Origin of the sequence: Paenibacillus sp. DS2015, from assembly GCF_050433705.1 — a bacterium.
In the GTDB taxonomy this organism is placed as follows: Bacteria; Bacillota; Bacilli; order Paenibacillales; family Paenibacillaceae; genus Paenibacillus_AQ.
Genome location: NZ_JBNPWS010000022.1, coordinates 55,023 through 80,929 on the forward strand (window position 1 = coordinate 55,023; position 25,907 = coordinate 80,929).

General features: G+C 40.4%; 32 protein-coding genes and 1 tRNA gene. 26 read left to right on the plus strand and 7 right to left on the minus strand.

Translation table 11 applies throughout. From position 1 onward, the window contains the following. Positions 1-2: 2 nt before the first annotated feature. From J2T13_RS17995 to J2T13_RS18030, 8 genes are all read left to right on the plus strand, one after another. Positions 3-395 carry a hypothetical protein gene (locus J2T13_RS17995; RefSeq protein WP_429373739.1) on the plus strand — a complete coding sequence of 131 codons (393 nt, stop codon included), beginning with the start codon at positions 3-5 and terminating at the stop codon, positions 393-395. A 50-nt stretch (positions 396-445) separates the two neighbouring features. Further along, positions 446-580 carry a hypothetical protein gene (locus J2T13_RS18000; RefSeq protein ID WP_429373741.1) on the plus strand — a complete coding sequence of 45 codons (135 nt, stop codon included), beginning with the start codon at positions 446-448 and terminating at the stop codon, positions 578-580. Between the two features lie 103 nt (positions 581-683). After that, entirely contained in the window at positions 684-917 is a 234-nt protein-coding gene (locus J2T13_RS18005) for a hemolysin XhlA family protein (protein ID WP_429373743.1), read from the plus strand. A gap of 29 nt (positions 918-946) precedes the next feature. Next, complete coding sequence (locus J2T13_RS18010) at positions 947-1,213, plus strand: phage holin family protein (RefSeq protein WP_429373745.1); 267 nt, start codon at positions 947-949, stop codon at positions 1,211-1,213. Next, the gene (locus tag J2T13_RS18015) at positions 1,214-1,843 is read left to right on the plus strand and encodes a glycoside hydrolase family protein (protein ID WP_429373747.1); all 630 of its coding nucleotides are present in this window, start codon (positions 1,214-1,216) and stop codon (positions 1,841-1,843) included. A 158-nt stretch (positions 1,844-2,001) separates the two neighbouring features. Beyond that, a complete protein-coding gene (locus J2T13_RS18020; RefSeq protein WP_429373749.1) occupies positions 2,002-2,856 on the plus strand; it encodes a ParA family protein in 855 nt (284 codons plus the stop codon). Between the two features lie 2 nt (positions 2,857-2,858). Then, a complete protein-coding gene (locus J2T13_RS18025) occupies positions 2,859-3,251 on the plus strand; it encodes a hypothetical protein (RefSeq protein WP_429373751.1) in 393 nt (130 codons plus the stop codon). A gap of 2 nt (positions 3,252-3,253) precedes the next feature. After that, positions 3,254-3,934: a hypothetical protein gene (locus J2T13_RS18030; protein WP_429373752.1), complete on the plus strand. Its 681-nt coding sequence runs from the start codon at positions 3,254-3,256 to the stop codon at positions 3,932-3,934. 232 nt (positions 3,935-4,166) lie between these two features. On the opposite strand, the gene J2T13_RS18035 is transcribed toward J2T13_RS18030, so the two are convergent. Both J2T13_RS18035 and J2T13_RS18040 read right to left on the minus strand, forming a co-directional pair. After that, positions 4,167-4,364, minus strand: coding sequence for a hypothetical protein (locus J2T13_RS18035; RefSeq protein WP_429373753.1), 198 nt, complete (start codon positions 4,362-4,364; stop codon positions 4,167-4,169). A gap of 209 nt (positions 4,365-4,573) precedes the next feature. Next, positions 4,574-4,650 (minus strand) — tRNA-Val (locus tag J2T13_RS18040). A gap of 182 nt (positions 4,651-4,832) precedes the next feature. Here J2T13_RS18040 and J2T13_RS18045 point away from each other — a divergent pair. The 3 genes from J2T13_RS18045 to J2T13_RS18055 all read left to right on the plus strand — a co-directional run bounded on the left by J2T13_RS18045 (position 4,833) and on the right by J2T13_RS18055 (position 6,122). After that, positions 4,833-5,039 carry a hypothetical protein gene (locus tag J2T13_RS18045; protein ID WP_429373754.1) on the plus strand — a complete coding sequence of 69 codons (207 nt, stop codon included), beginning with the start codon at positions 4,833-4,835 and terminating at the stop codon, positions 5,037-5,039. 292 nt (positions 5,040-5,331) lie between these two features. Beyond that, positions 5,332-5,775, plus strand: a complete 444-nt coding sequence (locus J2T13_RS18050; RefSeq protein ID WP_429373755.1) for a GNAT family N-acetyltransferase — start codon at positions 5,332-5,334, stop codon at positions 5,773-5,775. Between the two features lie 107 nt (positions 5,776-5,882). Further along, positions 5,883-6,122: a DUF3892 domain-containing protein gene (locus tag J2T13_RS18055; RefSeq protein WP_429373756.1), complete on the plus strand. Its 240-nt coding sequence runs from the start codon at positions 5,883-5,885 to the stop codon at positions 6,120-6,122. Positions 6,123-6,188: 66 nt separating this feature from the next. Here J2T13_RS18055 and J2T13_RS18060 read toward each other — a convergent pair whose 3' ends face one another. Then, positions 6,189-6,929, minus strand: a complete 741-nt coding sequence (locus J2T13_RS18060) for an MBL fold metallo-hydrolase (RefSeq protein ID WP_429373757.1) — start codon at positions 6,927-6,929, stop codon at positions 6,189-6,191. A 158-nt stretch (positions 6,930-7,087) separates the two neighbouring features. Between J2T13_RS18060 and J2T13_RS18065 the strand changes: the two genes are divergently transcribed. The 3 genes from J2T13_RS18065 (at position 7,088) to J2T13_RS18075 (ending at position 8,406) form a co-directional block, all read left to right on the plus strand. Further along, positions 7,088-7,285 carry a hypothetical protein gene (locus J2T13_RS18065; protein WP_429373758.1) on the plus strand — a complete coding sequence of 66 codons (198 nt, stop codon included), beginning with the start codon at positions 7,088-7,090 and terminating at the stop codon, positions 7,283-7,285. Positions 7,286-7,412: 127 nt separating this feature from the next. Continuing rightward, entirely contained in the window at positions 7,413-7,967 is a 555-nt protein-coding gene (locus J2T13_RS18070) for a copper amine oxidase (protein WP_429373759.1), read from the plus strand. Positions 7,968-8,088: 121 nt separating this feature from the next. Next, positions 8,089-8,406, plus strand: coding sequence for a DUF1292 domain-containing protein (locus J2T13_RS18075; protein WP_429373760.1), 318 nt, complete (start codon positions 8,089-8,091; stop codon positions 8,404-8,406). A 163-nt stretch (positions 8,407-8,569) separates the two neighbouring features. On the opposite strand, the gene J2T13_RS18080 is transcribed toward J2T13_RS18075, so the two are convergent. Beyond that, positions 8,570-10,045, minus strand: a complete 1,476-nt coding sequence (locus tag J2T13_RS18080) for an aminotransferase class I/II-fold pyridoxal phosphate-dependent enzyme (RefSeq protein WP_429373781.1) — start codon at positions 10,043-10,045, stop codon at positions 8,570-8,572. A gap of 242 nt (positions 10,046-10,287) precedes the next feature. Between J2T13_RS18080 and J2T13_RS18085 the strand changes: the two genes are divergently transcribed. Further along, positions 10,288-11,586 (plus strand): MFS transporter, encoded by a 1,299-nt coding sequence (locus J2T13_RS18085; protein WP_429373761.1) that lies wholly within the window; start codon positions 10,288-10,290, stop codon positions 11,584-11,586. Here J2T13_RS18085 and J2T13_RS18090 read toward each other — a convergent pair. Further along, entirely contained in the window at positions 11,583-12,209 is a 627-nt protein-coding gene (locus J2T13_RS18090) for a YktB family protein (protein WP_429373762.1), read from the minus strand. The genes J2T13_RS18085 and J2T13_RS18090 overlap by 4 nt on opposite strands. Positions 12,210-12,493: 284 nt before the next feature. Between J2T13_RS18090 and J2T13_RS18095 the strand changes: the two genes are divergently transcribed. The 7 genes from J2T13_RS18095 to ptsP all read left to right on the plus strand — a co-directional run bounded on the left by J2T13_RS18095 (position 12,494) and on the right by ptsP (position 21,407). Then, positions 12,494-13,090, plus strand: a complete 597-nt coding sequence (locus tag J2T13_RS18095; RefSeq protein WP_429373763.1) for a hypothetical protein — start codon at positions 12,494-12,496, stop codon at positions 13,088-13,090. Positions 13,091-13,269: 179 nt separating this feature from the next. Beyond that, the gene (gene gndA, locus J2T13_RS18100) at positions 13,270-14,682 is read left to right on the plus strand and encodes an NADP-dependent phosphogluconate dehydrogenase (RefSeq protein ID WP_429373764.1); all 1,413 of its coding nucleotides are present in this window, start codon (positions 13,270-13,272) and stop codon (positions 14,680-14,682) included. A 520-nt stretch (positions 14,683-15,202) separates the two neighbouring features. Further along, a complete protein-coding gene (locus tag J2T13_RS18105) occupies positions 15,203-15,715 on the plus strand; it encodes a shikimate kinase (RefSeq protein ID WP_429373765.1) in 513 nt (170 codons plus the stop codon). A 79-nt stretch (positions 15,716-15,794) separates the two neighbouring features. Then, entirely contained in the window at positions 15,795-17,087 is a 1,293-nt protein-coding gene (gene aroA / locus J2T13_RS18110) for a 3-phosphoshikimate 1-carboxyvinyltransferase (protein WP_429373766.1), read from the plus strand. 89 nt (positions 17,088-17,176) lie between these two features. Further along, positions 17,177-17,617, plus strand: coding sequence for a CoA-binding protein (locus tag J2T13_RS18115; RefSeq protein WP_429373767.1), 441 nt, complete (start codon positions 17,177-17,179; stop codon positions 17,615-17,617). Between the two features lie 158 nt (positions 17,618-17,775). Beyond that, on the plus strand, positions 17,776-19,662 hold the full coding sequence (locus tag J2T13_RS18120; protein ID WP_429373768.1) for a glucose PTS transporter subunit IIA: 1,887 nt from the start codon (positions 17,776-17,778) through the stop codon (positions 19,660-19,662). Continuing rightward, a complete protein-coding gene (gene ptsP, locus J2T13_RS18125; protein WP_429373769.1) occupies positions 19,659-21,407 on the plus strand; it encodes a phosphoenolpyruvate--protein phosphotransferase in 1,749 nt (582 codons plus the stop codon). Before J2T13_RS18120 ends, ptsP begins: the two co-directional genes overlap by 4 nt. Before the next feature lie 90 nt (positions 21,408-21,497). Here ptsP and J2T13_RS18130 read toward each other — a convergent pair whose 3' ends face one another. Further along, complete coding sequence (locus tag J2T13_RS18130; protein ID WP_429373770.1) at positions 21,498-22,022, minus strand: type 1 glutamine amidotransferase domain-containing protein; 525 nt, start codon at positions 22,020-22,022, stop codon at positions 21,498-21,500. Between the two features lie 211 nt (positions 22,023-22,233). Here J2T13_RS18130 and J2T13_RS18135 point away from each other — a divergent pair, with 211 nt between their 5' ends. The 4 genes from J2T13_RS18135 to J2T13_RS18150 all read left to right on the plus strand — a co-directional run bounded on the left by J2T13_RS18135 (position 22,234) and on the right by J2T13_RS18150 (position 25,063). Beyond that, entirely contained in the window at positions 22,234-22,668 is a 435-nt protein-coding gene (locus J2T13_RS18135; RefSeq protein WP_429373771.1) for a hypothetical protein, read from the plus strand. A 119-nt stretch (positions 22,669-22,787) separates the two neighbouring features. After that, positions 22,788-23,129 carry a bacillithiol system redox-active protein YtxJ gene (gene ytxJ, locus J2T13_RS18140; protein ID WP_429373772.1) on the plus strand — a complete coding sequence of 114 codons (342 nt, stop codon included), beginning with the start codon at positions 22,788-22,790 and terminating at the stop codon, positions 23,127-23,129. 103 nt (positions 23,130-23,232) lie between these two features. Beyond that, entirely contained in the window at positions 23,233-24,243 is a 1,011-nt protein-coding gene (ccpA, locus tag J2T13_RS18145) for a catabolite control protein A (protein WP_429373782.1), read from the plus strand. 115 nt (positions 24,244-24,358) lie between these two features. Beyond that, positions 24,359-25,063 (plus strand): 5'-methylthioadenosine/adenosylhomocysteine nucleosidase, encoded by a 705-nt coding sequence (locus J2T13_RS18150; protein ID WP_429373773.1) that lies wholly within the window; start codon positions 24,359-24,361, stop codon positions 25,061-25,063. Between the two features lie 64 nt (positions 25,064-25,127). On the opposite strand, the gene J2T13_RS18155 is transcribed toward J2T13_RS18150, so the two are convergent. Then, on the minus strand, positions 25,128-25,760 hold the full coding sequence (locus J2T13_RS18155) for a GNAT family N-acetyltransferase (RefSeq protein WP_429373774.1): 633 nt from the start codon (positions 25,758-25,760) through the stop codon (positions 25,128-25,130). Positions 25,761-25,907 lie beyond the last annotated feature (147 nt).

Below are 25,907 nucleotides of genomic sequence, written 5' to 3' on the forward strand. Positions count from 1 at the left end.
CTATGAGAGAAGAACAAAATATAGAGTCGCCAGTAATTCAGTATTACGCAGATATAAACGATTCGGGGGCAATCATTGGGTTCTACGTAAACGAGATACACGGCGACAATATACCGGAAACGGCGTTGCCTATTACCGTCGAAGAATGGACATTATATTCTAGTAATTCAAAGCTATATAAATTTGATGGCGAAGTAATACGAAAAAAGACACCGGAAGAGATCGAGGCGGAATATATAGAACCGGAGCCGATACCGAAGACGCCGGAGCAGTTGGAGATCGACGCGCTGAAAAAAGAAAATCGGATGTTAACAGCTCAAAATCAGGCCTTATCAGATAGAGCTGATTTTATTGAAGATATCATAGCTGAAATGGCTATGGTTGTTTATACATGATAGTTTCGGCTATATATTGGATTATTTCAATGCTGAAGGGAGGTGACGTCATGATGGCAATGTTCTTCGCGCAAAGAGTAATCTTGGGCAAAACTAAATTCAATGAGATTCCTTCTTCACTTCAACCAGGAGTACGTGATGTTTTAGTAGATAGCGGACTTGAATTTTTAATTGATGCTGAATAGTTAGAATATTATACGCAACTTCAACAGCACCTTAGATGGTGTATTTTTTATGCCCTCATAACTTTGGGGGCTATTTTTGATTAACGGAATCGGGGGAAGTTGTATGGATGAAACTACAGAAATACTGCAACGGTTGACTCGAGTAGAAACAAAGTTGGACGCTCAACTGTACGCTAAAGACATTGCCAAAGAAGCGTTACAGTCTACTAAATCAGCGCACCGACGGCTTGATGAGATTGAAGATAATCAGAAGTGGTTGTGGCGCACAATTGGCGGCGCTGCTATAGCAATTGTGATGGCTACTATAATAACGGCTATTAAAATGGGTAGTTTGTAATCTACTAAATCAAAGGGAGTGCATATTATATGGAATGGAATGCTATTTATCAGTTAATAGATATAAAGTTACTCATTGTGGTTGCGGCATGTTGGGCGATTGGATTCGCGCTTAAAAAGACCCCGAAGGTACCAGACTGGATTATTATCTACGTCGTTACGTTGGTTGCTGTGGGGCTTGCGATCTGGATGCTTGGTTTTGTTCCTGAGTCGCTTATTCAAGGTGTGTTGTGTGGTGCATTCGCTGTGTACGGTAACCAGTTAGTCAAACAGATTAGAAAGAGTGGTGATGAGTAAATGAGTCGCAAAATATCGCAAACAGGCATCGATCTAATCAAATCATTCGAGGGCTGCCGACTCATAGCGTACAAACCAGTTGCAACCGAGACATATTACACAATTGGTTGGGGGCATTATGGGTCTGACGTTAAAGCGGGCATGACCATTACACAGGCAAAGGCAGACAGTATGCTTGTAATCGATCTTGCCAAATACGAGGCATATGTCAACAACACATCATATGTCCCGGTAACAACGCAACTCACGCAAAATCAATTTGATGCACTGGTGAGCTTTTGCTATAACTGTGGAGCTGGCAACTTACGGAGCTTATGCAAAGGGCGTACATTGTCACAGATCTCCGCAAGTATCGCCAAGTATGACAAGGCTGGTGGTAATGTGCTAGCAGGGTTGGTGCGGAGGCGTAAAGCGGAGTTGGAGTTATTTAATAAGGCTGACATCCCTATTAATGCTGAGAAAGGAGAGAATGCATTGGACACAGCCAAGGTATATGTGAACGGTAGTAAAATAGAAGATGGATTTATCCTAGATGGCCGTGCATATGTACCGTTACGCGCAGTAGGGGAAGCGCTAGGGGCGAAGGTAGGATGGGACAATAAAAGTAAGACTGCATCAATCGATAAGTAAATTCGTAAGAGCTTGGAAATATGCCCTGCTGACTTCGGTCGGTGGGGCTATTTTTTGTAAATAAATGTATAGAATTATAAAGTTACAGGTGTTATATTTACCATGTACATATCAGCTTAACATATTAATAATATAGAATTATTAGGGGGATTTACATAATGGAAAGCGAAAATGAAATTAAAAATGGTAAGGTTATTTCGTTTATAAATATGAAAGGAGGGGTTGGAAAGACAACGCTATGTATAGGAATAGGACAATACCTGGCTGATCATGCAGGAAAGAAAATCCTTTTCATAGATTTGGATCCTCAATTTAACACCACACAGTCTTTAATGAACCATTTCGATCTAGAAGATGAGTATATGGAAAACTACAGAAAGAATAAAAGCGTGAGAAAATTGTTTGAGTCACCTACAACAATTTCAGAATTACCTAAGCTAGTAAAGCCCGAAGATGTTGTTGTGAATTTTGAACATTCGCCAAATATTGATTTGATATGTGGTAATATTGATTTGATTTTTGATGATAATCAAAATGATAGCGCAAGAACTCGACGAGTAAAAAGGTTCATTTTAGACAATAAACTTAAAGAGAAATATGACTTCATTTTTATTGACTGCCCACCAACGATTTCTTTTTATACAGATGCAGCCTTAAATGCATCAGATTACTATTTGGTACCAAATCGTATTGATAGATACTCAATTTTAGGTATAAAATTGCTGAAGCAAGTTATTGATAGGCTGGCATATGATGAAGATTTAAAAATTAAACCTCTTGGTATTGTATACACAATGGTAGATAGTATGACTCTAAAATCCCAAAGAGTAATGGAGGCTTTCGAGGAATCTTCATTGGTACAAGAAATTGATATTTTTGATGCACAAACTTCATTTGTTAAGGATTTAATGGTAGGCTTACAAGGCAATATTTCATCGAATTATAAAAAATCTAGAGAAGATATTGAGATGGTATCTAAAGAATTGTTGCGTCGTATAGATAAAGGAGAATAGTTATGAGTATTCCCATTAACGAAAATGAATTAATTTTAAGGAAAATATTAAAAAAGGATTCAGATATTATAGACTTATTTGGAGCAAGTGTTGCGTTATTATATTCTAAACAAGCCTTTGAAAAAAACCAAGACATATCCTATTTCTTGACAGAGGTTTTTGGAATTGACTTTCTTCCATATGTTATGAGATCGCGAACATTAATCGTTGCTAGGATTACTAAAGAGATTAAATATAAAAATAGTGAAGAACTTGAAGTAATTAAAGGTAGAATCATAGAGTACCTAAATAAAAATAATACTGAAACTACTTTAGATAATATTTCTAGTGTGAAAAAGAAACCAAAAAAGAAAGATGCCAACGATAAAATGAAAACTTGGCTTGAAGGGCTTTGAAAATGGTAGAGTTGGTTAAAAAGGTTGATCACCTGGAAGAAATAAAGGAAGAGGTAGTTAAATTTCTTTCTTTATTACAGTCGACAAAACAATTTCCAAATACTATTGAATTACAGGCGGTTGTTAAGTATATTATCGCTATGAAATCGATAGTTAATAATCATGAAGATAGTCACTATAAAAACAGTTTGATATTTGATATTATATCTATTTTACATTCTTTGACTGGCACATCAGTGAGGCAGTATCATTATATTTTTAGATCCTTTATTGAAAACTATCACCGTTCAATGCTTGATCTTGAGGATAATGATGAAATGGGGGTTAATCAACTTTTTCGATCTATGAAAAAAAAGTATGGAAATACTGTGGAGAGTCAAATTATTATAGATTTTATTGCGAATGAATACGATGAATCTTGTTTATATGTTCACAGTAATACAAAGGCAAAAACAACTGTACAAATGTATTATGTAGATATCATAAATAACGATGATTTTGATGAGGATACTTTATCTTCAACTATCACTAAAACTTTTGTGATATTAAAAAAAATGTTAGAACTTTTAATAGTCTCAAGACCAGATATAATTGAGAATGCATTCTACAGAAATAAACAAAAATTAAAATATTTAATTGGGGAACGACTATATACCTTAATGCTTTCTAGAATTAGAACCTAATGCGTGTAATGTATTAGTGACTAGCAGAATAATATGCAGCTAACGGAGCTTTTATCTATTCTAACTTCAAAATAATATCCCTTTAAGGTTCATCCTCTAATATATAGATAACCCCTTTTAATAACATACAAAAGGCTCTACTGGTATATAAACTGGTAGAGTCTTTTTTTGTGTTAAGGTAAGGAAAAGCAGTAAATAAGACCACGAAGGCATAACGCCAATGTGATCTCTTCTAATGTAGTATCTGAGCAATACGGTGTATGTTTTCTATATCCTTGTAAGGAATCCATACAGGACCCTTAGTAGTTCGCACCTTAGCACGTTCGGGATCAGTAGATACTTCCGCCACTCCGTTGATTACCTCGTCACTATGGAGCTTTATAGTTACTACCTGATTACTTCCTGCAGCTATATGTAGTTCATTCTTCATATAATAAGTCACCTCAAATATAAACTTCGACAACGAGCTTATGACTCCTTCATGATTCTCCCATATGATTGCCCTATTGTATGAAATTCACCTCAAAATTTCGTCCCCAATCCGTCCCCAAGTTCAAAAATATTCTATTTTGAATGCTCTTCTCAGGATCGTATAAAAAGAAAAAACCCTTATATAATAAGGGTTTAATGAGTGTGATATGGATGATCTGTACTGGATTCGAACCAGTGACCCCTACCCTGTCAAGATAGTGCTCTCCCGCTGAGCTAACAGATCAGAATATGTAATTTATCTATCTACTCTTGTTTTCCAAAGACTTTTTCAATCATATCAGCCCTTTGGGTAGGTGTCAATACTTTTGAGGTGAATAAGCGTCATCCTGAGGAATCTAGGTTTAAACATGGGTAAAAGAGTCTAGAATGCTTGGTATATCCATTCGCAAAAAGGAAGTGGTGTGATATGCCGAAGATTAAGAGTTGGTATGTGGTAGTGGGGATGAGCATGAGCGTTATTATTATGCTTAGCGGCTGCGCTTTGGAGCAGGAACAATCAACAACCACTGAGTTACAAATGCTAGATTCGCATAATACACCTGTAATGGAAGAAGTGTACTCAGATTCGGTCATAGATGAGGTCTACTCCACAGATGAAATTTCGCTTCCATAACTACAACATCAAGGGCCGCCAGTAAGTTTATGGTGGCCCTTGATGTTTTATTCTTCTTCATCCCATTTACGTGAATACCCTTTTTTGGTAACGTAAAAGAAAGAGAAGATGAGGATCACACTCATTAGAACAACAAGGAAAATAGTTACACCCATGATGTTGGCTCCTTCTATTAGAGAGCATTGTGAATTTACTCAACTATACATGAAATTATTTTTTTTGTATAATAATCGGATGACATTTGAAGACTCATGGAACAACTAGAAAGAGACGTGAAGGAGAGAATAGATAAATGGCTGCAGAGATAATCCATGTGAAGACGGAGGACCAGCTACAGTATGGTCTGGATATACGGAAGAAGGTATTCGTAGTAGAGCAGCAAGTACCGGTTGAATTAGAAATTGATGAATATGACAAGATTAGTCCAGATGTACATCACATTCTTATCCAAGATCAGGGTGAATATGTCGCTACAGGACGGTTGATATATTATGATGACGATACGGCCAAGATGCAAAGAATCGCGGTAGATCGTGATTATCGGACAAAAGGTTTTGGAAGAGTATTGTTGATAGCCATGGAGAATCTGGCACGGGAATTGGGAATGCATTATGCTCTGCTTGATGCCCAGTGTCAGGCGGAAACGTTCTACCGTAAACAAGGTTACGAAGTGATCTCAGAGGAACCTTTTGATGATGCTGGTATTCCCCATGTAAGGATGAAGAAGGCTTTATAGTTTTTTGTTGTATTGAAATCATGCATCGAAATCCTTCTATTGGGAACCATAGATATAACCTTTGAGATAAACAAAGGTATTACATGGACTAAAGAGGAGTGATATCTATGGAAAATGTAGAACGTGAGCAATTCGTTGCTGTACAGAAGAATGGTGATGGAGATCTGACGGCTTTTCGCACTTCATCAGGTCGCGTATTGGATTATACACAAGCTAAAGAGGAAGTAAATGCAGGGAATATCGCGGGAGTTAATTTATTTAAAGGTCGAGATGGCGAGTTATATATTCGTGGAGACGCGGATGGAGATCCTACCAATAATCTAGACCAACTTCCTCGTTTCGAATAAGTTACCATGAATAAGCAGCTTTAAAGTGCCTTTTGGGTACTTTGAAGCTGCTTTTTTGTTTCAATTTCAAGGATAATCATAAATAAGATGCTGCTCTAAAAAAGTCATTAACCCTGTTGCACCGACAAATTCATCCTTATTGTCTCCGTAATGCATGAGATAGATGATTCGTTGGATGTCCTCGGGTAGCGTCAATAACTCTTGCAGTGTTGTATGTACTTCGCCAGGTCCTGTTAGTTGGCAGTCATGGAGGATGACATTGCATGCTCTATTGTGTACCAACTCGGCAAGTAAGGACGAACTAAACGTCATATCAGCACTATAGAAGATATGTTCATTCACATAGAGAGAGTAACTCTTTTTACCAGGGATATGTTCAGTTGGTATCATTTCAAGGGTGATCTGATTAGATATGAACTGTGCTTGACCGGGGGACAGGGGTCTAATAATGAAGATATCCTCCAAGGTCATGATTTCACCATCTTGGTACAACCCACCCCTTAAGGTATGTTCCCATAGGGTGTCGATGAGTGTGTCGGCAATATATAGAATCATTTTACGCTTATATTTAAATTTCATAGTGAAGGCCAGTTCTTCAAGTCCACCGACGTGATCTGCGTGAATATGGGTGATCAATACGGCATCGATGTCATCAAAAGAAACATTTAATTGGTGTAGCGCCATCGGTGCAGTTACACCACAATCAATCAATAGTGTGAACTCGTCGTCGTATAATAGAGCGTTGTTATTGAAATAACGTCTAGCAAAAGCACTGCCTGTTCCTAACATCTGTAGTTGTATGCTCAAACGGTGTAACCTCCTTGTCCTATGTATTAAATATACCATTGATAAGAGATTCGTGTCAGGCACATTATTCCAGAATATGATATGACCTAATAGTTCCCAACTGATTCAATTTCCATACAATGGAGGGAGGCATCAGATGAGGAAATGAGGTGTCATTAATGGTTAAAGCTAAGAGCAAGAAGCCCGGTCAAGCCAAAGGAGAAAAAACAAGAAGAGGGTTGAAAATTGTGACTTCGGAAGTGTGCGAAGTATGTAAAACACCATGCTCCGCAGGTATGGAATATGCTGCACGAATGAGAATTCCCGGGGCATTGGGTAAAGGCATACCGTGTATTCTTACGAAAATAAGTTCATAAATGTGGAGCTATAAAGCCTGCTGGGCAATTTATGCAGGTTTTTTTCTAATGAATACCAAGAACACCGCAACTTGCGATTTAACTTGTAGTATATACAATAACAACACGAATGAAAGGGGGATGAATAATGAGATGGAAGAAAGTAATAATAAGCACACTTGTATTATCTTTGATGGGCGGATCACTTCTGTTTGCTGATTCGGTTTCCCAGAAGGTAGGCTTGTGGATTAATGGCCAAGAAGTTCAAGACGGCGGATATATGATTAATGGAAAGACCTATGTTCCCATTCGTGAATTTAATGGGGTTGTAGATTGGAGTTCAGAGAATAATGAAGTGAAATTCCTGAAACCCAACGTACATATTTTCCTCTTCAAAGGAGATACTGTGTTTGGGAATGTAAATAAGGGGAAGTTGAAGTTCAATGTGTTCTCTCAAGTAGATGGATTAACTTCGAATATTTCTAGCGTGAAGGTTGCCATTACAGATCCCTCAGGTAGCATGCTAGACATTCAATCACAGGATTTAAGTAGTGATCAGAAAGATAATTTCTGGTTCAGAACGTATGATTTCACCTACGATTTCAAAACTACTGGGAAATACTCTATAGGGTTCTACATAAAGGCTTCCAAGAATGCTGAATACCAACTGGTCGCTCAAAAAATCATTACAGCTCTGAATTAAGGATAGTGAAAATGGATATGGAAGGTCAATAGCACTAGGATACCGTGTTCAAATTGACCTCCACAGTCTTCCGTGATACGATACAAAAGTATGATAATCCAACCAGAAGTGAGGTTTTTAAATGACTGATCACACACATGAACACGACGATGGATGCGGTTGCGGTCATGATCATGAGCAAGACCATGAGCATGAAGAGTTTGTCATTACATTGACAGATGAGCAAGGCAATGACGTGGAAATGGTTCTTGTAGAGACTTTTGATGTAGGCGAGAAGGTCTATGCTCTACTGCTAGAACGTGAGAACCCAGAAGCGGATGGTATCATCCTGCGGATGGAAGAAGAGAACGAGGAAATGGCACTGTATAATATTGAAGACGAAGAAGAGTGGAAGTCTGTTGAAGAAGTATATAATGTGCTTGTAGCACAGCAAGAATAGATGACATTCTAACTCATAATCGGATACAAAAGAAGCACTGTATATACAGTGCTTCTTTTTGTATCCCAAATATTAAGAAAGTATATGCTTTCCAACACTTAATAGTAAACGGATGCCGTCCACTGGGGACGACATCGTTATCGTTATTTATCCAAAGTTGATGTTAGAATATGGCGTCGGTCTCTACGATGACTTTAACATTATGGATATAACGATCTTCAGGTCCTTTAACTGGAAGGCCAACTTCAACATGATCAATGATGTAGTCAATGTTATCTTGTGAGATGACTTCACCGGGCAGTAGAATTGGGATTCCTGGTGGATATACATAAATAAATTCTGCGATAATCCGGCCAGCAGATTCTTTGAATGGAATGACTTCGGTATCTCCGTAAAAAGCATCTCTAGGAATGAGAGAAAGCTGCGGTGTTTCTGGAATTTTGATAACGAGCTCATGGGCTGAGTTAACTTGATAATAGGTTGCAGACATTTCGCGTAAGGCATTCAATAATATCTCTATCGTATCCTGTTCATCACCAGGTGTGACCAGACAAAGGATATTGTACATGTCACTGAGCTCAACTTCCAAGTTGTAATGCTCTCGTAGCCAATTCTCAGTCTCATACCCCGTGATTCCTAAATGACGAACATGAATCGTTAGTTTAGTTGGATCATAGTTGTGAGTCGCTTCTCCACCAAGGATTTCAGTTCCGAAACAATAGAGACCTTCAATTTGGTTGATCTCTGTCCGCGCGTACTGTGCCAATTCAATGGCCTTTTGAGCCATTTCATGTCCATTTATCGCTAAATTACGTCTGGAGGTATCCAGTGAAGCTAGAAGGATATAAGAAGTTGACGTCGTTGTTAGCATACTAATGATGGTCTGTACACGTTGTGGATTCACAAATCCATTCTTCACATTTAGATTAAGAACAGAGCTTTGCGTCATCGATCCACCTAATTTGTGAACACTAGTAGCGGCCATATCAGCACCCGCTTCCATAGCGGAGACTGGAAGATCTTCATGAAAGTGTATTAGTACGCCGTGTGCTTCATCTACAAGTACTGGAACGTGACGACTATGAGCTAGTTCCACAATTTCTTTAAGGTCTGCACATACACCAAAGTAGGTGGGATTGATGACAAGAACTGCTTTGGCATCTGGATGGCGATCAAGAGCTCTTCTGACAGAGCTAGTGGTAATACCATGGTCGATTCCTAAGTTCAAATCATGTGCTGGTGAGACAAATACAGGTTTAGCTCCAGCAAATATGATCGCTGACATGATCGATTTATGTACATTACGTGGAACGATGATCTTGTCACCAGGAGAACATATTGATAGAATCATCGTCATGATTGCGCCGCTTGTACCTTGTACACTAAAATAGGTATAGTCTGCACCGAATGCATCAGCGGCTAATATCTGTGCTTCTTCAATAACACCTGTAGGTTGGTGCAGATCATCGAGTGGAGAAATGTTAATTAAATCTATTGAAAGGGCATTATCCCCTATGAATTCGCGGAATTCTTTATCGGCACCCTTACCTTTTTTATGTCCAGGAATATGAAACTGTACGGGATTACTTGCCGCGTGTTTTTTGAGCGCAGTAAAAAGCGGTGTGGAGCTATGATCCATGAGTGTTGTCACAACCTTTCTTCAGTTGAAATACAAACATGAGTATAGCAAATTAGGTGGGGAATGCAAGTTTTAGTTTAATCTATTTGGTGTGTGAAACTTATTCGGAATATGGGTAATTTATATAATAGATAGAATGAACTTAAGACAACCCCTCATCAATTGTTAATTTTTATAGAAGACATAGGTTGAGGGGATACTTTAGTTAAAGATCTTCTGAATAGAAAAAGGATGGGATAAAGATGACGCAAGGAATGCAGCATAATGAAGAGGTGAAGGTCGTTAGACGACGATTGAGATCTCCTTTTTTTATCGAACTGATGCTTATTATCTTCTTGGTAGAATTTCTGAAAGGTTCCTTACTCGTGACATTATTGCCCGTGTATATGAAGAATTCCCTTGGATTAACAGCTTGGAGTATCGGGATAGCCTTCTCACTGCAATATGTAGGGGATAATCTGTTCCGCAGTCCGGCTGGCTGGATTTCCGAACGTTTAGGTTTTCGTAAGACGATGTCAGGAGCGCTGTTACTAACGGTCATTGCTGTTACCATTATTGCCTTCACATCTGCTCCCATCTGGCTGGCAATAGCTTGTTTAATCTTAGGGATTGGAACATCCCCTCTTTGGCCCTGTGCTATGACAGGTGCTACGGAAATATCAGGCCCGAATAATAGTAATGGTACAGCGATTGGTGCTCTTGAGATGGCTTCACTTGCAGGCATTGGAGCGGGACCTCTCATCATGAACTTTCTGATGCAGCGTACAGGTTCTAACTATCACACTGCTTTCTTATCTTTAATTGGTTGTGGTGTCGTACTTGTTCTCGTTGCATTACTGCTTCCTGGTCGTAATAAAAATGGAATACCACAAATGCTCGAGGAGAAAATCGTGCATCGTAATGCACTGGCTTTTGTAGCGTCTAAGATATTGAAGCTTGTGAATAGTGTGAAGAAAACGTTACATGAAGTGAAGCACACCTTGAAAGTTAGTTGGCTCGTTTATCCGGCCTTGTTTATGCAATCATTTGTCATTGGATTGATGACACCTGTCATTACATTGTACGTACAGAACGATCTTCATTTTAGCCCAAATATGTATAGTATTCTGTTAATAGCGGGTGGAGGAATTACGGTTGTTGCGCTTATACCGTGTGGTAAGCTTGTTGATCGATTCGGGACAGCGCCTTTTCTACACACTGGTTTTATCCTGGCAGCCATATCTATCGCAATCTTTTCCATGGTTAAATCGATGTCGCTTGTATTTGTATTCGTCGCTTTGATCGGAATTAGCTATGCTTTTATTCTACCTGCATGGAATACGTTCATATCACATTTGGTACCTAAAGGTGAACGGGGTGCAGTGTGGGGCTTTTTCTTAACTCTACAAGGGTCTGGCATGGTTGTAGGTCCGATTGTATCAGGGGGAATGTGGGATGTCATGGGGCATGCTGCCCCATTCATCACAAGTAGTGTGGTTATGAGTTTACTGTTCATTACTCACTTGTTGTTGACCCGGAAATCTGCCAATGGAGCTCATTAACTGAAGGATTGTTTGTAGAGTGGAAGCAGATTCTCGAATGTAGATTGGATGAGAGATATAAGTTGTTCGCCGTTACCCAGAATAGAATCGTCATTTGAGATGCGGAGACCACATAAAATTTCTGATTTTTTAACCGTTGCTAATTTGGTGGCTATGACTTGCAGATCTTCTATGGATGTATCTCCGTTCAGCTTACCTTCTGGTTCCATATGATCCATGGACCAATAGTACTGGTCGGGAATTATTTTTTTGAATCTGTTCTTATCGGCTTCTAAATTTTTGGCGAATATGGTTTTATTTGAGCTTTCATATATGACAGCAAAAATAATAAATAGATGAGACGAGAACATCCCTACTTGGAAATGGGGGAGTGCTTTATATCCTCTTTTGTTAGCAGCCCAAGCTACCCATGTATCGTTAGGTGGATTAACTGTACGTCGCGCATGTTTGGCGACATGAGGATACATCTCTTCGCCACAGAGTACGGATAGATAAGGAGCGATTTCTGTGCCAAGTAGCTCAAGTTTAGGTCGTACATTGGCTATCAACGCTTCCATTCGTTGTTCTAATCCGGGTACTTGAAAGACATCAAAGTCTTGTTGGTTAAATCCTGTGAATGACATATTTATATCTCCTATTCATGCGCTGCAAATGCAACGCCTTTTTGTCTTTCATCATTATATCATAGACTTGTCCAAGGAATCATATTTGAAGAATCTGGTCATAAATTAGAGAGGACAGGTTTGGAAAAGCTAAGAAAAGGGTAAAAATAGTCAATAAACCAAGTTACCCTTACATAAGATAAAGTATAAAATGAATAGTAAGCAAAACCGAACTCAGTGGGTCATGTCACGTCTCAAAATCAGTGTTATCTTTTCACAACAATCAAGTCTTAGGGGGGAGTGCCGTGAATAAGAGCTATGAAGTGGAATACAGCAATCTGGAGCTTCGATTTAAAAGACGGAATATTCAAGACTTGATTAAGGAACTGATCCAAGAAGGCTACTCTCTTTATTGGAGTGAGAATGAAGCTCTATTTATTATTTCGGTAAGAACAGGGCGTAAATTGGTTAAGCTACGCTTTGTGAGAACACGCAGTGGTTACAAAATGGTTGGAGATTATATTATTCGTGATGCTCGGCTTGCAGAGTGGATGGAGAAGCTGATTGAGAATACGCGTGGACACGCAGTGGTAAAACGATTTAAAGATCGACAAATTCTAATTGAAAATATATTGTTCGGAGAAGTGATCCAGTTGGTAGAAATTTCGGGTTATCAACAAAGAGTTTTATTTCAGAAAGGCCCTGTTCTAACAGAACAAGAGATGACGGGGATGTATTATTCAAATGAAGGAGATTTGCGGCTTAAGTTACGGCGTCTTGAAATGGACGATGAGCTAGAGAAAATGTACAAAGCGATACAAAGTAATAATACTGAAACAATCAAACAGTGTAAAGATCAGCTTAGTATCATTAGTCGTGAATTGCTGATGCTTGAATGGTGAGAAGGACTTTGGTTTACACTAAAAGAGTCTCTTGAGATAAACGCCTCGGCTCGGTGCGGGGTGTTTATTCATGTGAGGAATTAATAACAGGGGTTCACTTCTAACGATAAAAACGTTAATATATATGTATTGTGTATCAATGATAAACAAAAAAACGGAGTAAAGGATGAGAAAACCAGATGGCTAAACAACAGATTGGTGTCATTGGACTTGCTGTAATGGGCAAAAATTTAGCTCTGAATATTGAAAGTAAGGGCTTTACAGTATCTGTGTACAATCGTTCTCCTGAGAAAACGAATGATCTTCTTAAAGAAGCAGAAGGTAAGAACTTAATTGGGGCTTTTTCCGTTGAGGAATTCGTGGAGTCTCTTGAAGTTCCACGCAAAATTCTAATCATGGTACAAGCGGGTAAGGCTACCGATGCAACGATCGAACAGTTGCTACCGTATCTTGATCAAGGTGACATCATCATTGACGGGGGTAACGCTTACTTCCCGGACACACAACGTCGCAGTAAAGAACTAGAAGACAAAGGATTCCGTTTCATTGGTGCAGGAGTTTCTGGTGGGGAAGAAGGAGCACTAAAAGGTCCTTCGATCATGCCAGGGGGTCAAGAAAGTGCGTATGAGTTGGTTCAACCGATTCTTACAGCTATTTCTGCTAAAATTGACGGCGAACCTTGTAGTACATATATCGGACCAGACGGTGCAGGACACTATGTCAAAATGGTTCATAATGGTATCGAGTATGGAGATATGCAGTTAATAGGCGAAGCTTATCATCTGTTGAAGGATGTACTGCACCTAAACGCAGAAGAATTGCATGAAATTTTCACGGACTGGAACAAAGGGGAATTGGATAGTTATCTCATCGAGATCACTGCTGATATCTTCTCTAAATATGATCAAGAGACTAGCAAACCGATGGTGGATGTTATCTTGGATGCTGCGGGTCAAAAAGGAACAGGTAAATGGACAAGCCAAAGCTCACTTGATTTAGGCGTACCATTGTCAATGATCACTGAATCCGTCTTCTCACGTTTCCTTTCAGCTATGAAGGCAGAGCGCGTTGAAGCAAGTAAAATATTGAATGGACCAACAGTGGAGCCTTTCCAAGGTGACAAGGCTGAGTTCATCGAGAGCATTCGTAAAGCACTATTTGCAAGTAAAATTGTATCGTATGCGCAAGGATTTGCGCAGCTTCGTGTCGCTTCCGACGAATATGGTTGGGACTTGAAATACGGTGAACTCGCCAAAATTTGGCGTGGTGGATGTATCATTCGCTCCCGTTTCCTTCAGAACATTACCGATGCGTATGAGAAGAATCCAGCGCTTAAAAACTTGTTGCTAGATCCATTCTTTAATGATGTTGTAAGTAAATATCAAGGCGCATGGCGTCAAACGATTGCTACTGCTGTAACAAGAGGTATCCCAGTTCCTGGGTTCGCAAGTGCACTTGCATACTTTGATAGCTATCGTACAGAAAGATTGCCTGCCAACTTGCTTCAAGCGCAACGCGATTACTTCGGTGCTCATACGTTCCAACGTTTAGATAAAGAAGGTTCTTTCCACTATAATTGGATGAAAGAATAGTTCTTGATTTAAATGTGAGGTTCTGAGTGTGTAGAAGAGGGGACAAGGCCATGCATAACTTCCATTAGGCATGACCGCATTGTATCTTGGTCAAGATGATTTGGCCAAGACCTGCTCAGTAGCAGCAGGGTCACCTCACCGTAATATTGGAAAATGTGTAACAAGCGTGGCTTAGAGAGGTCCAGCATGGCTGGGTCTTCCTGGGCCACTTTTTGTTGTACGTAATGTAATACCCAAATGATATCATCGCGACATAATACATGACTGGGGTCAGAGATCCTGTGCATACGATGTGAAATGGTGTTGAATGTAGATTCTATATATGACATAACAGATGGTTCACTCCTCTCTATTAATCTGAATAACTCTCTACTAAATATCGTGTTCCTTTAGTATATGAAATGATAGCTATAATTGAATCACTTTTTGGATGATTGTCGAAGCTTTTGGGGCTGTGTTATGATATGACCAATGAAATGATAATGAAAGCTAAAGGATAGCTAGATTAAGAGGTGAAACTTTGAATCAATCCAAAGATAATATCATCCTGATCGGAATGATGGGGACGGGTAAATCCACCGTAGGTTGCTTGCTTGGAGAGCAGCTTGGATATCCATTGGTAGACTTAGATGCTGCTGTAGAGCAGGAAGAAGGATGTAGTATCGCTAGTATGTTTGCCAACCATGGTGAGGCCTACTTTCGACAAGCAGAGTCATCCATGCTACAGCAGGTGTTGACAGGCACACAGCAGGTGATTGCAACAGGCGGAGGTGCGGTGCTCGATCCACTGAATTGTGAGTACATGCAAAGACTAGGATGGGTCGTAGCATTAGCTGCAGAAGTGAATGATATTGTTGCGCGTGTTCAAGGTGATGGAGTAAGACCATTACTTGCAGATCATCCAGAGGACAGAGTTCGTACAATACTCGAAGAACGGAAGAATGCGTATTTGTTTGCAGACTACACCGTGGATACATCGAAGCATTCTGCGGAAGAAGTAGCTTCTTTGATTTTAGCGCGTTACCGCGTCTAAGCTTGATTCTGAGGGCGAGATTGTATGCGTAAGTTTGAAATTCTATTATATAACTGTTGAAGAGGAGCTATATATCACTATGGACGTTATCGTTAGACCGACACCGGAATTAAAGGGTAGCATTGGGGCTTTGTCTTCCAAAAATTATACAACACGCTATTTACTTGTAGCAGCATTGGCGGAAGGAACAAGTACAATCTATTATCCTGCACATAGTGAAGATAGTGATGCTATGAGACGCTGTATACAGGATTTAGGTGCTGTTCTAGAAGAGGATGAAGAGAAAGCTGTCATTACTGGCTTTGGCAGACACCCCAAGGATATTAAAGAACTTAATGTAGGTAATGCCGGGGCAGTATTGCGCTTTCTGATGGGGATTGCCACTTTGTGTCCAGAGGTTACTTTTGTGAATACGTATCCTGATTCATTAGGGAAGAGACCTCATGATGATTTAATAGAAGCGCTTGGATTGTTAGGTGTTGAAGTTGATCACAACAACGGACGGTTGCCGATAACCATTCGAGGTGGTAAGCCTAAAGGCGGTAAGATAAGCGTATCTGGAGCGGTTAGCTCTCAATATTTAAGTGCACTTCTCTTCCTAACACCACTATTAGCAGAAGATAGTGAAATTGAGGTGTTGGATGACCTGAAATCTAAAGTCGTGATCGGTCAGACGCTTGAGGTGCTTGAGCAAGCAGGAATCGTGATACATGCTTCTGAGGATTATATGCATTTTCGAGTGCCTGGAGGACAGTCTTATCAAGCAAAAACATATACGGTTCAAGGCGATTATCCTGGATCGGCAGCCGTTCTTGCGGCGGCAGCCGTTACACAATCTGATGTCGTAATTGAACGCTTACCCGTATTTAGTAAACAAGGAGAACGCGCCATTATTGATGTGTTGAAAATGATGGAGGTTCCACTTACCCATGAGAACGACATTGTGCGTGTTCAAGGAAACGGTCGCTTAAAGGCAGTGGAATTCGATGGAGATGCTGCTACGGATGCCGTGCTAGCGATGGTAGCTGCAGCCGTGTTCGCAGAAGGAACCTCGCGTTTCTATAATGTGGAGAATCTACGCTACAAAGAGTGCGACCGAATTACTGATTATTTAAATGAGCTTCGTAAAGCAGGCGCTAATGTGGAAGAACGCCAAGCAGAAATCATTGTACATGGTCGGCCAGAAGGCGTTGAAGGTGGCGTAGAGATTAACGCTCATTACGACCATCGTGTCATTATGGCTCTTAGTATTGTGGGACTCCGTTCCAAGAAGCCTATTATTATTAAGGATGCTCATCATGTGGCTAAGTCTTACCCGCAGTATTTTGACCATATTCGGGCGCTTGGTGCACAGGTAGAATGGGTACAATAGAATTAAGAGACTATTTAGAGATTGTTCTGAATAGTCTGTTTTTTGAACAGGTACTTTATAATACGCTAGAAGAAGAGGAGGAATGAAGGATGTCATTTACGAATCCGACTCGTGAACAAATTGGAGAAATTCTGGAGAATGCCGGCAATATTGCGGTGGTAGGATTATCTGATCAATCAGATCGCACTTCTTATATGGTTGCTTATGCGATGCAAAAGAAAGGTTACCGGATTATTCCCGTCAACCCAGTAGCTAAGGATGAGCAAATACTTGGTGAGGTCTGTTATTCATCACTTAAGGATATTGCTGAGCCAGTAGATATTGTCAACGTCTTTCGGCGTAGTGAATATTGCGCGGCAGTAGCACAAGAAGCCGTAGACATCGGAGCCAAGGTACTTTGGCTACAACAAGGTATTATAAGTGATGAAGCAGCTAAGATTGCTGAAGAGAATGGTTTAACCGTTATTATGGATCGATGCATTAAGGTAGAGGATGCAATGATTCTAGGAAATCGGGATAAAAAAGAATAAGTATACGGTTCATCAATTGAGAAGCACCAAGCAAGCACTCCACATGGCTTGTTCGGTGGCTTTTTATTTTGACAAAATGACTAGTAACGCTTACCATTCAATATACATACGTGTAGACTTACATTTACATGAACACTATGCAGAAAGGGGAGTGTACCTTGAATTGGTTGGGATCTTTACAACAGCTCGGTAGAGCAGTCATGCTCCCTACAATGGTGCTACCTTCTGCTGCTATTCTGTTAAGTATCGGAAGTCTACCTTGGGAAGCTTGGGGACTTTCATCTGTAGCTGAAGTAAGTACATGGGCGGGGCAAGCTATTTTTTACTTTTTACCATACCTATTTGCTGTTGGGGTAGCCTGGGGACTTGCCAATCAAGCTGGACCAGCGGGTCTTGCAGCATTGGCTGGAATGTTTGTCTACGATCAAGTGACCGGTCATCTAGGGAATGGTGATATTCAACCTTCAACGTTAATCGGGATTATATTTGGGATCATATCAGGGGTCTCGTATAACCGATTTCGAAATATTAAACTTCCGGAAATTGTCCAATTTTTCGGAGGGTCACGATTTGTTCTATTGATTGTTGGACTTTTTTCGGCTGTGTTCTCGTGGGCAATGGTTGGAATCGCCCCTCTCTTACAGAGGGGTCTTAACGAACTAACGTTTATTATGACACAGCTTGGTGGATTTGGATTATTCGTGTATGGCATGTTATACCGAATTCTAACTGCATTTGGATTACATCATTTGTTGAATAATGTATTCTGGTTTCAAGTGGGAACATTTACCGCAGCTGATGGAACAGTTATTCAAGGTGATTTACCCCGATATTTCGCGGGTGATCCTACGGCTGGAGTTTTCATGGCGGGGTTATTTCCGATTATGATGTTTGCATTACCAGGTATTGCCTTGGCGATTACGCATGAGGCTCGTGAGGATCTTAAGCCGAAGATTAAAAAGACATTTTTGACAGCTGCTTTAGTCTGTTTTTTGACAGGAGTATCCGAGCAGATTGAGTTCGCATTCTTATTCGTTGCTCCTTATCTATTCATTGTACATGTTGTCTTGTCAGGCTTAGCCATGTCACTTACATATGCTTTAGGCATCCACCATGGCTTCTCATATTCAGCAGGGGTTATTGATTACATACTCAATTTTCATTTGTCTCACAATGCATGGATGTTGCTTCCTATTGGAGTTGGATATGGACTGATCTATTACTTTTTATTTAGGTGGGCTATCCGAAGATTTCAGATTCCTACACCTGGGCGAGAAGAAGGGTCCGTATTGGAAGATTGGGTGGGAAGTATTCCTTACCAAGCACCGCTTATCCTGGAGGCACTTGGCGGGAAGTCAAATATTGTGCAAGTTGAATCGTGTATTACTCGTCTTAGGTTAACGGTTAAGAATGATAGGTTGATCGATAGCAACGGACTGAAATCGTTAGGTTCGGCAGGGCTGATCAAACTAGGTGGCGGTAATGTGCAAGTTGTATTCGGTACGTACTCTGAGCTCATTCGTGAAGAAGTGAACAAGTTGATGCAGAGAGATCTGCAGCAAGTGATGTTTAATGCGCCTGTACAGGGTATTATGCTTCCAATCGAAGAAGTGCCAGATCAGATTTTTGCGGCTAAATTAGTTGGTAATGGTGTAGCCTTTCTACCGGAACGAGATGAACTCGTATCACCCGTGTATGGAACAGTTATTCATATATACCCAACGATGCATGCACTTGGTATTTCTACGCCAGAGGGGCTTGAGGTACTGCTTCATATCGGAATAGATACTTCTCAATTGAAGGGTGGATATTTCACAGCTATGGTTAAAGAAGGGGACAATGTCATTCCAGGGCAATTGCTTATTAAATTTGATTTACCTTATCTTCGCAGCCATGCTGCTTCACTAGTCACACCTATGGTGATTACTAATCCAGAACGCGTGAGATCTTGGAGCTTTGCTCCTTTTAAAGGTGTTAAAAAAGGGCAGGCATCCGTAATGTCTGTTGTTCTACACGACAGGAATGTTGGAGGGTTTGAATCATGATACAAGGTATCAACGCTGCGGCAGGCGTAGCAATAGGTAAAGCATTTGTTCTTCCAAGTTGGGAATGGGATCTACCCGAATCTAGAATGGATTCTGTTGATTTAGCCAAAGAATTTGAACGGCTCTATGAAGGTATCCGTACTTCTAGAGATGAGATAGTGTTCATCAGGAATGAATTCAAAGAGGTTGTTGGAGGGGAAGAATCAAGTATTTTTGATGCCCACCTCGCAATTCTAGAAGATCCCGTGTTTATGAATGAAATTCAAGGCATTATTGAACGTCAATATAAAGCAGCCGAAGTCGCGGTGAAAGAAGCGATTGACCACTTTGTCACGATGTTTGACTTGTTAGATGATGAGTATATGAAAGAGCGGGCAATAGATATTAAAGATGTGGGTAACCGATTATTAAAGCACTTACTTGGTGCGCCTGAAATTACACTTCCGGTGGATACTCAACCTTATATACTAGTGGCTAAAGAACTTTCGCCGTCTCAATTGGTACATCTAAATCCTTCACATGTTCTAGGGATTGTAACCTTAGTTGGTGGTAGGACCTCTCATTCAGCTATCATGGCACGCGCGATGGGAATCCCACTGGTATCGGGCCTTGAGAATAAGCTTGAGACTCCTATCCAGACGGGAGATTTACTTGTTATTGATGGGGACCAAGGACATGTGCACATTCACCCCAATGATACTACGGTAGCGCAATATGCGGGAATTCGGAAAAAGCAACAGTTGAAGAAAGATCAACTACAAGTGCTCTCAGCTGTAGACGCGATCACTAAAGACGGTGTAAAGGTTCATCTTACTGCCAATATAAGTTCAGTTAAAGAAATGGACTTAGCATTAAAGTTCGGGGCTACAGGAGTTGGATTGTTCAGAACAGAGTTCCTTTATATGGACAGAACAACTTTTCCAAGTGAGAATGAGCAATTTGAAGTTTATCGCCGCGTAGCTGAGCAAGTCGTGAGGGGTTCCGTAGTCATTCGAACGCTAGATATTGGTGGAGATAAGCAGCTTGATTATTTCTCTTTGCCGGAAGAAGATAATCCCTTTCTAGGGTATCGTGCTATCCGAATTAGTCTTGATCGTAAGCCATTATTCAAAACCCAATTAAGTGCGATATTGCGAGCCAGTGCATACGGGAATGTTAAGATTATGTTTCCGATGATCTCGTCTGTCGATGAAGTGAGACAAGCTAGAAGCCTTGTACGAGAAGCCATGACTGAACTAGATGCACGAGGGGTGGCTTATGATGCCAATATACAGATTGGTATCATGATTGAAGTACCTGCTGCAGTAACGATATCTGATTTACTTGCCGAAGAAAGTGATTTCTTCAGTATAGGAACCAACGATTTAGTGCAATACGTATTGGCTGTAGATCGTATGAATGAGCAGATTGCTCATATGTATCATCCTTTTCACCCAGCGATATTAAGAATGCTTAGAATGACTGTTGAAGCCGCGCATTCGGCAAATATTCCGGTAAGTGTCTGTGGTGAGATGGCAGGAGATGAACGCGCGATTCCATTATGGTTGGAGCTAGGCGTGAACGATTTAAGTATGTCTCCACAATCATTACTTCGAATCAAACATCGTTTATTAAATACTACGGCTATCGATGATCGTAAGGTTGCTAAGGAATGTTTCAAGATGCGTACGAATTCTGAAATAGAAGGAATTCTAAATCAATATCATGAATCCCATGGCAGTAGTCGATCGATGGCTAAAGATTAAGGATGAATAAAGTTAAGCCTCCGTGTACATTTCTGTTGGAATGTACATGGAGGCTTATTTTTGTTTGGAAATGAATTCTAAACTTCTTAGTTACTTTCCAGCTACTGCATCACAGAATGCCTTGCCGTATGGCGGAAGATCTGGGGGTCTTTGTGCTGATATAATATGCCCATCAACAACGACGGATTCATCCTTCCAAATCGCTCCTGCATTCTCCATATCATCTCGAATTCCAGGTGTTGAGGTGACTGTCACGCCATTCAGAATCTTAGCCGAGATAAGTACCCAGCCTGCATGGCATATTTGCCCAATGGGCTTCTGTGCTTCATTCATTTCCTGTACCAGAGTAATGACCTTATCATATCTGCGTAGTTTATCTGGTGCCCAGCCTCCGGGTACGAGAATGGCATCATAGTCTGCGCTCTCTACTTCTTCATAAGCATAATCACTAATGGCGGGGACGCCATATTTACCGATATATGTTTTACCTCGCTCGGATCCTACAAGGTGAACAATAGCACCCTCTTCGCGCGCTCGATAGATCGGATACCACAATTCCAAATCTTCGAAGTCTTCATCCACAAGAGCAATGATTTTCTTACCCGTTAATCTCATCTGTAGCATCTCCATTCTATTCTTATTATGGTTATAGTTTAACCTGTTCCTATTCATTCTATCAAAATATATACCTATAATCATTGGAGCTGTATGAATAAAATAGATTCTCTGAAAATTAAACTATCTGATCTGATATCCAGGATGGAGGAATTAGGACATCGGAAGTCGAATATGGAGGAAACAAGCATAATAAATGGGGTGCATTGTAATGAGTCAACAATGTGAATGTGGCCAACAGATGAAGCTGGAGCTGCGAACGGTTGTATATGCCGGTGCAGTTGAAATTCTTCATGTTCCTGTTCGTACATGTGAGGATTGTGCTGCCTATTTTCTTTTACCACCCATTAAGAATGTACTAGCGGAGTACATGAATGAATTGGGGAAACATCCAAGTAAGAGAAAAGTTTCTTTTACCGAATTTAATGAGCTATCACATGTTATTCACGAGGTGTTCTCACAAGAGGAATCTAACTGTTGTAAAGCTATAGAGAAAGCAGTGAAAGAAGCGATTCATGATCGAACGAATCTATTACTGGATTTGTACAGGTACGCAGAAAGTATGGAAGATCTCAAATGGATGGACAATCTTCGGCAACGACTGATGCAACTTTCGGGCTTATTGTCGAAATTAGGAAGAAATTGATTATTTTTTCATGAAATATAGCTGATTTTATGCGGTATAATAGCTTTTTTTCGCGGTTTTTGTTACGATAGTGAAAAGAAATGAAAAGATTACATTGATGGAGGAGGTAAGTATATCGAATGGCTACAATGACTAGACTAACTACAAATGAGCAGTTACAATCCGCATTAGAAGCATCAGGAGACAAGCCTTTACTTATTTTTAAGCATAGCACTCGATGTCCTATAAGTAGTAGGGCTAATGAAGAGGTTATGTCTTACTTGAAGGATCAACCTAACGAGTCTATTGAGTATGCTATTATTTATGTAGTTGAAGACCGAGCATTGTCAAATGAAGCTGCTTCTATAGTCGGTATTAAACATGAATCTCCTCAAGTCATTTTACTTCATGCTGGTAAGCCATCTTGGCATACTTCTCATTCTCATATTACTTCTGATGCACTGAAAGAACAATTGCATTAGAAATGAAGCGTTATCATTGCTTAAAGTATTATTATGTCGTATCATTAATTTTAATATGATTGATCGAATCGAAAAAATTTATTGACAATTGGAGAGAAAGAAATTGACGGTAACCATTTACGATGTGGCGCGTGAAGCAGGCGTATCGATGGCCACGGTCTCGAGGGTTGTAAACAACAACCCCAACGTGAAGCCTCAGACTCGCAAAAAAGTCTTTGAAGCAATTGAACGTTTAGGATATCGACCCAATGCAGTGGCTAGAGGTCTTGCAAGTAAGAAGACAACGACTGTGGGTGTCGTAATACCGGACATCTCAAACTCTATATTTGCAGAAATAGCTCGAGGTATCGAGGATATTGCAAACATGTACCATTACAATATCATTCTGTGTAATGCGGACAAGAAGAAAGAGAAAGAAATTCGTGTCATTAACACTTTATTGGAGAAACAGGTAGATGGATTGCTGTTCATGGGCGGAACCGTAACAGAAGAACATATTCATGCTTTCCAATCTTCTGCTGTACCTATCGTGTTATGTGCAACGAGAGATGATAATGGTAACTACCCATCTGTTGACATAGACCATGAGACTGCTGCATTTGATGCAGTAAACACATTAATCCGTCATGGTCACCGTGAAATCGGCATGATTAGCGGTACACTTCAAGATCCAGCTAACGGTTATTCAAGATTCCAGGGATATAAGAAGGCACTTGAAACAGCGGGTATTGAATATCAAGAGGACTGGGTTCGAATCGGTAACTACCGTTATGAGTCTGGTGTTGAAGCTATGAAATATTTCTTAGGGCTTAAGAAGAAGCCAACAGCAATATTTGCTGCAACGGATGAAATGGCTATTGGAGCTATTCATAGTATTCAGGACGAAGGACTTAAAGTACCAGACGATTTCTCTATCATCAGTGTGGATAACATTCACATGGCTTCTATGGTACGCCCACAGCTTACGACAGTGGCTCAGCCTATGTATGATTTGGGGGCGGTTGCAATGCGTTTGTTGACTAAGCTAATGAAGAAGGAAAATGTGGACAATCCACGTGTTATTTTACCGCATGAGACGATTCTACGCCTTTCAGTGAGTCATGTGAACGAATAGTTCTCACAAGGACCATATTCTAAATACAATGAAGCTCCGATTTGGAGCTTTTTTTGGTGGAATGAATGAAATTTGTTAAAGGCTTGTTAAAGATAAAAAAAGGAGGAAATGGAAGATGTCAAATAGAGAAACTATTGGTCTTATAGGGGCTATGGATGAAGAAGTAGAATTGCTTTTATCTGGGATGGAGAGAAGCGAAGAGGTCACGAAAGCCGGAGTGCATTACGTCAAAGGAACACTGCATGGTAAATCGATCGTTGTATGTAAATCGGGTGTAGGCAAAGTGAATGCTGCTGTCACGACACAGATTCTAATTGATCAATTCTCTGCCTCGAAGGTTTTATTCACCGGTGTAGCAGGGGCTGTTCATCCAGATCTAAATATCGGTGACATCGTTATCTCTTCGGTATGTATCCAACATGATGTAGATGTAACAGCTTTAGGCTTCTCACGCGGAGAAATACCTTACCAAGAAACATCCGCATTTCCAGCAGATGAGCAGTTGATATCTTTAGCAGAGCAAGCTTGTCTTGAAGTATGTGATGGGAAGTATAGAGTAGGTAAAGTGCTCTCAGGCGATCAATTTATTGCGAGTAGAGAGACTGTTGCATGGCTCAGCGAACATATGGATGGTGCTTGTGTAGAGATGGAAGGTGCTGCGGTTGCCCAAGTATGTCACATGAATGGAATACCCTTTGTTATTATTCGTTCGATGTCAGATAAGGCAGATGGATCAGCTAACGTTAATTTCACGGAATTTACGGTCGCTTCTGCACAACGTTCACATGACATACTAGAGAATATGTTAGGCAAAATGTAGCGTGAATCGGAGTTCATAATGATATCCCTCTGTACGCGTCATTAGAATGCAGAGGGATACGTATTTAATACATAAAACGCTGCTGAAATCGAATATGATCGAACTGTTCCTTGGAAGATAAGGGAACATCGCTACCCATTCTAACCATCAGGCAATTGGCGGGGTGGGAACATATTTCTGGATCATCGGTCGCATACCATTCCATATCGACGGTTTTCATTAACCGCTCCATCATCTTTCGGTAATCCCACACGTTCAATCCACTTCCCTTTAGATCCCAATGCCAGTAATATTCAGTCGTAAATACAATATATTGTTCCATCTGATGATCCTCAAAGGCGATCTTAATCATCTTTTGTCCAATTCCTATAGAACGGTAGTCATCTGCCACTTCTATTGCTCCGAGTTCGATAAGATCGATCATGCTCTCTTGTGACCAGCGTTCTTGCTCGTCCGCATAATGAAATGTTACATAACCAATAATCGTCTGTTCGTCTCGGGTGACTATAATTCTTCCCTCCGGTAAGTTGGCTATTTCAATTAAGGCTTTATGCTGTTCTGAAGGTGGGCGAAAGGCGTCTAGATCAGGATGCATGGATAACTCGGCTAATCGTTCAGGCGCAATGGGTCCTTCAATAATTAAGCAAGAATCACGCCAAGATAAAGGGTGAACATGGTACCGTTTGGGGTGCTCCATAGGTACACTCCTTTCTGCTACTACCTTACTTATAGCAAAAAAACAAATAAATGAAAAGCGATGGCAGGGAGTTCTATCCTATGCTATAATCTTTTTGACATAATTTAGTCACAAATATTGCTTGACAATATAAGGCTTGTCACAACA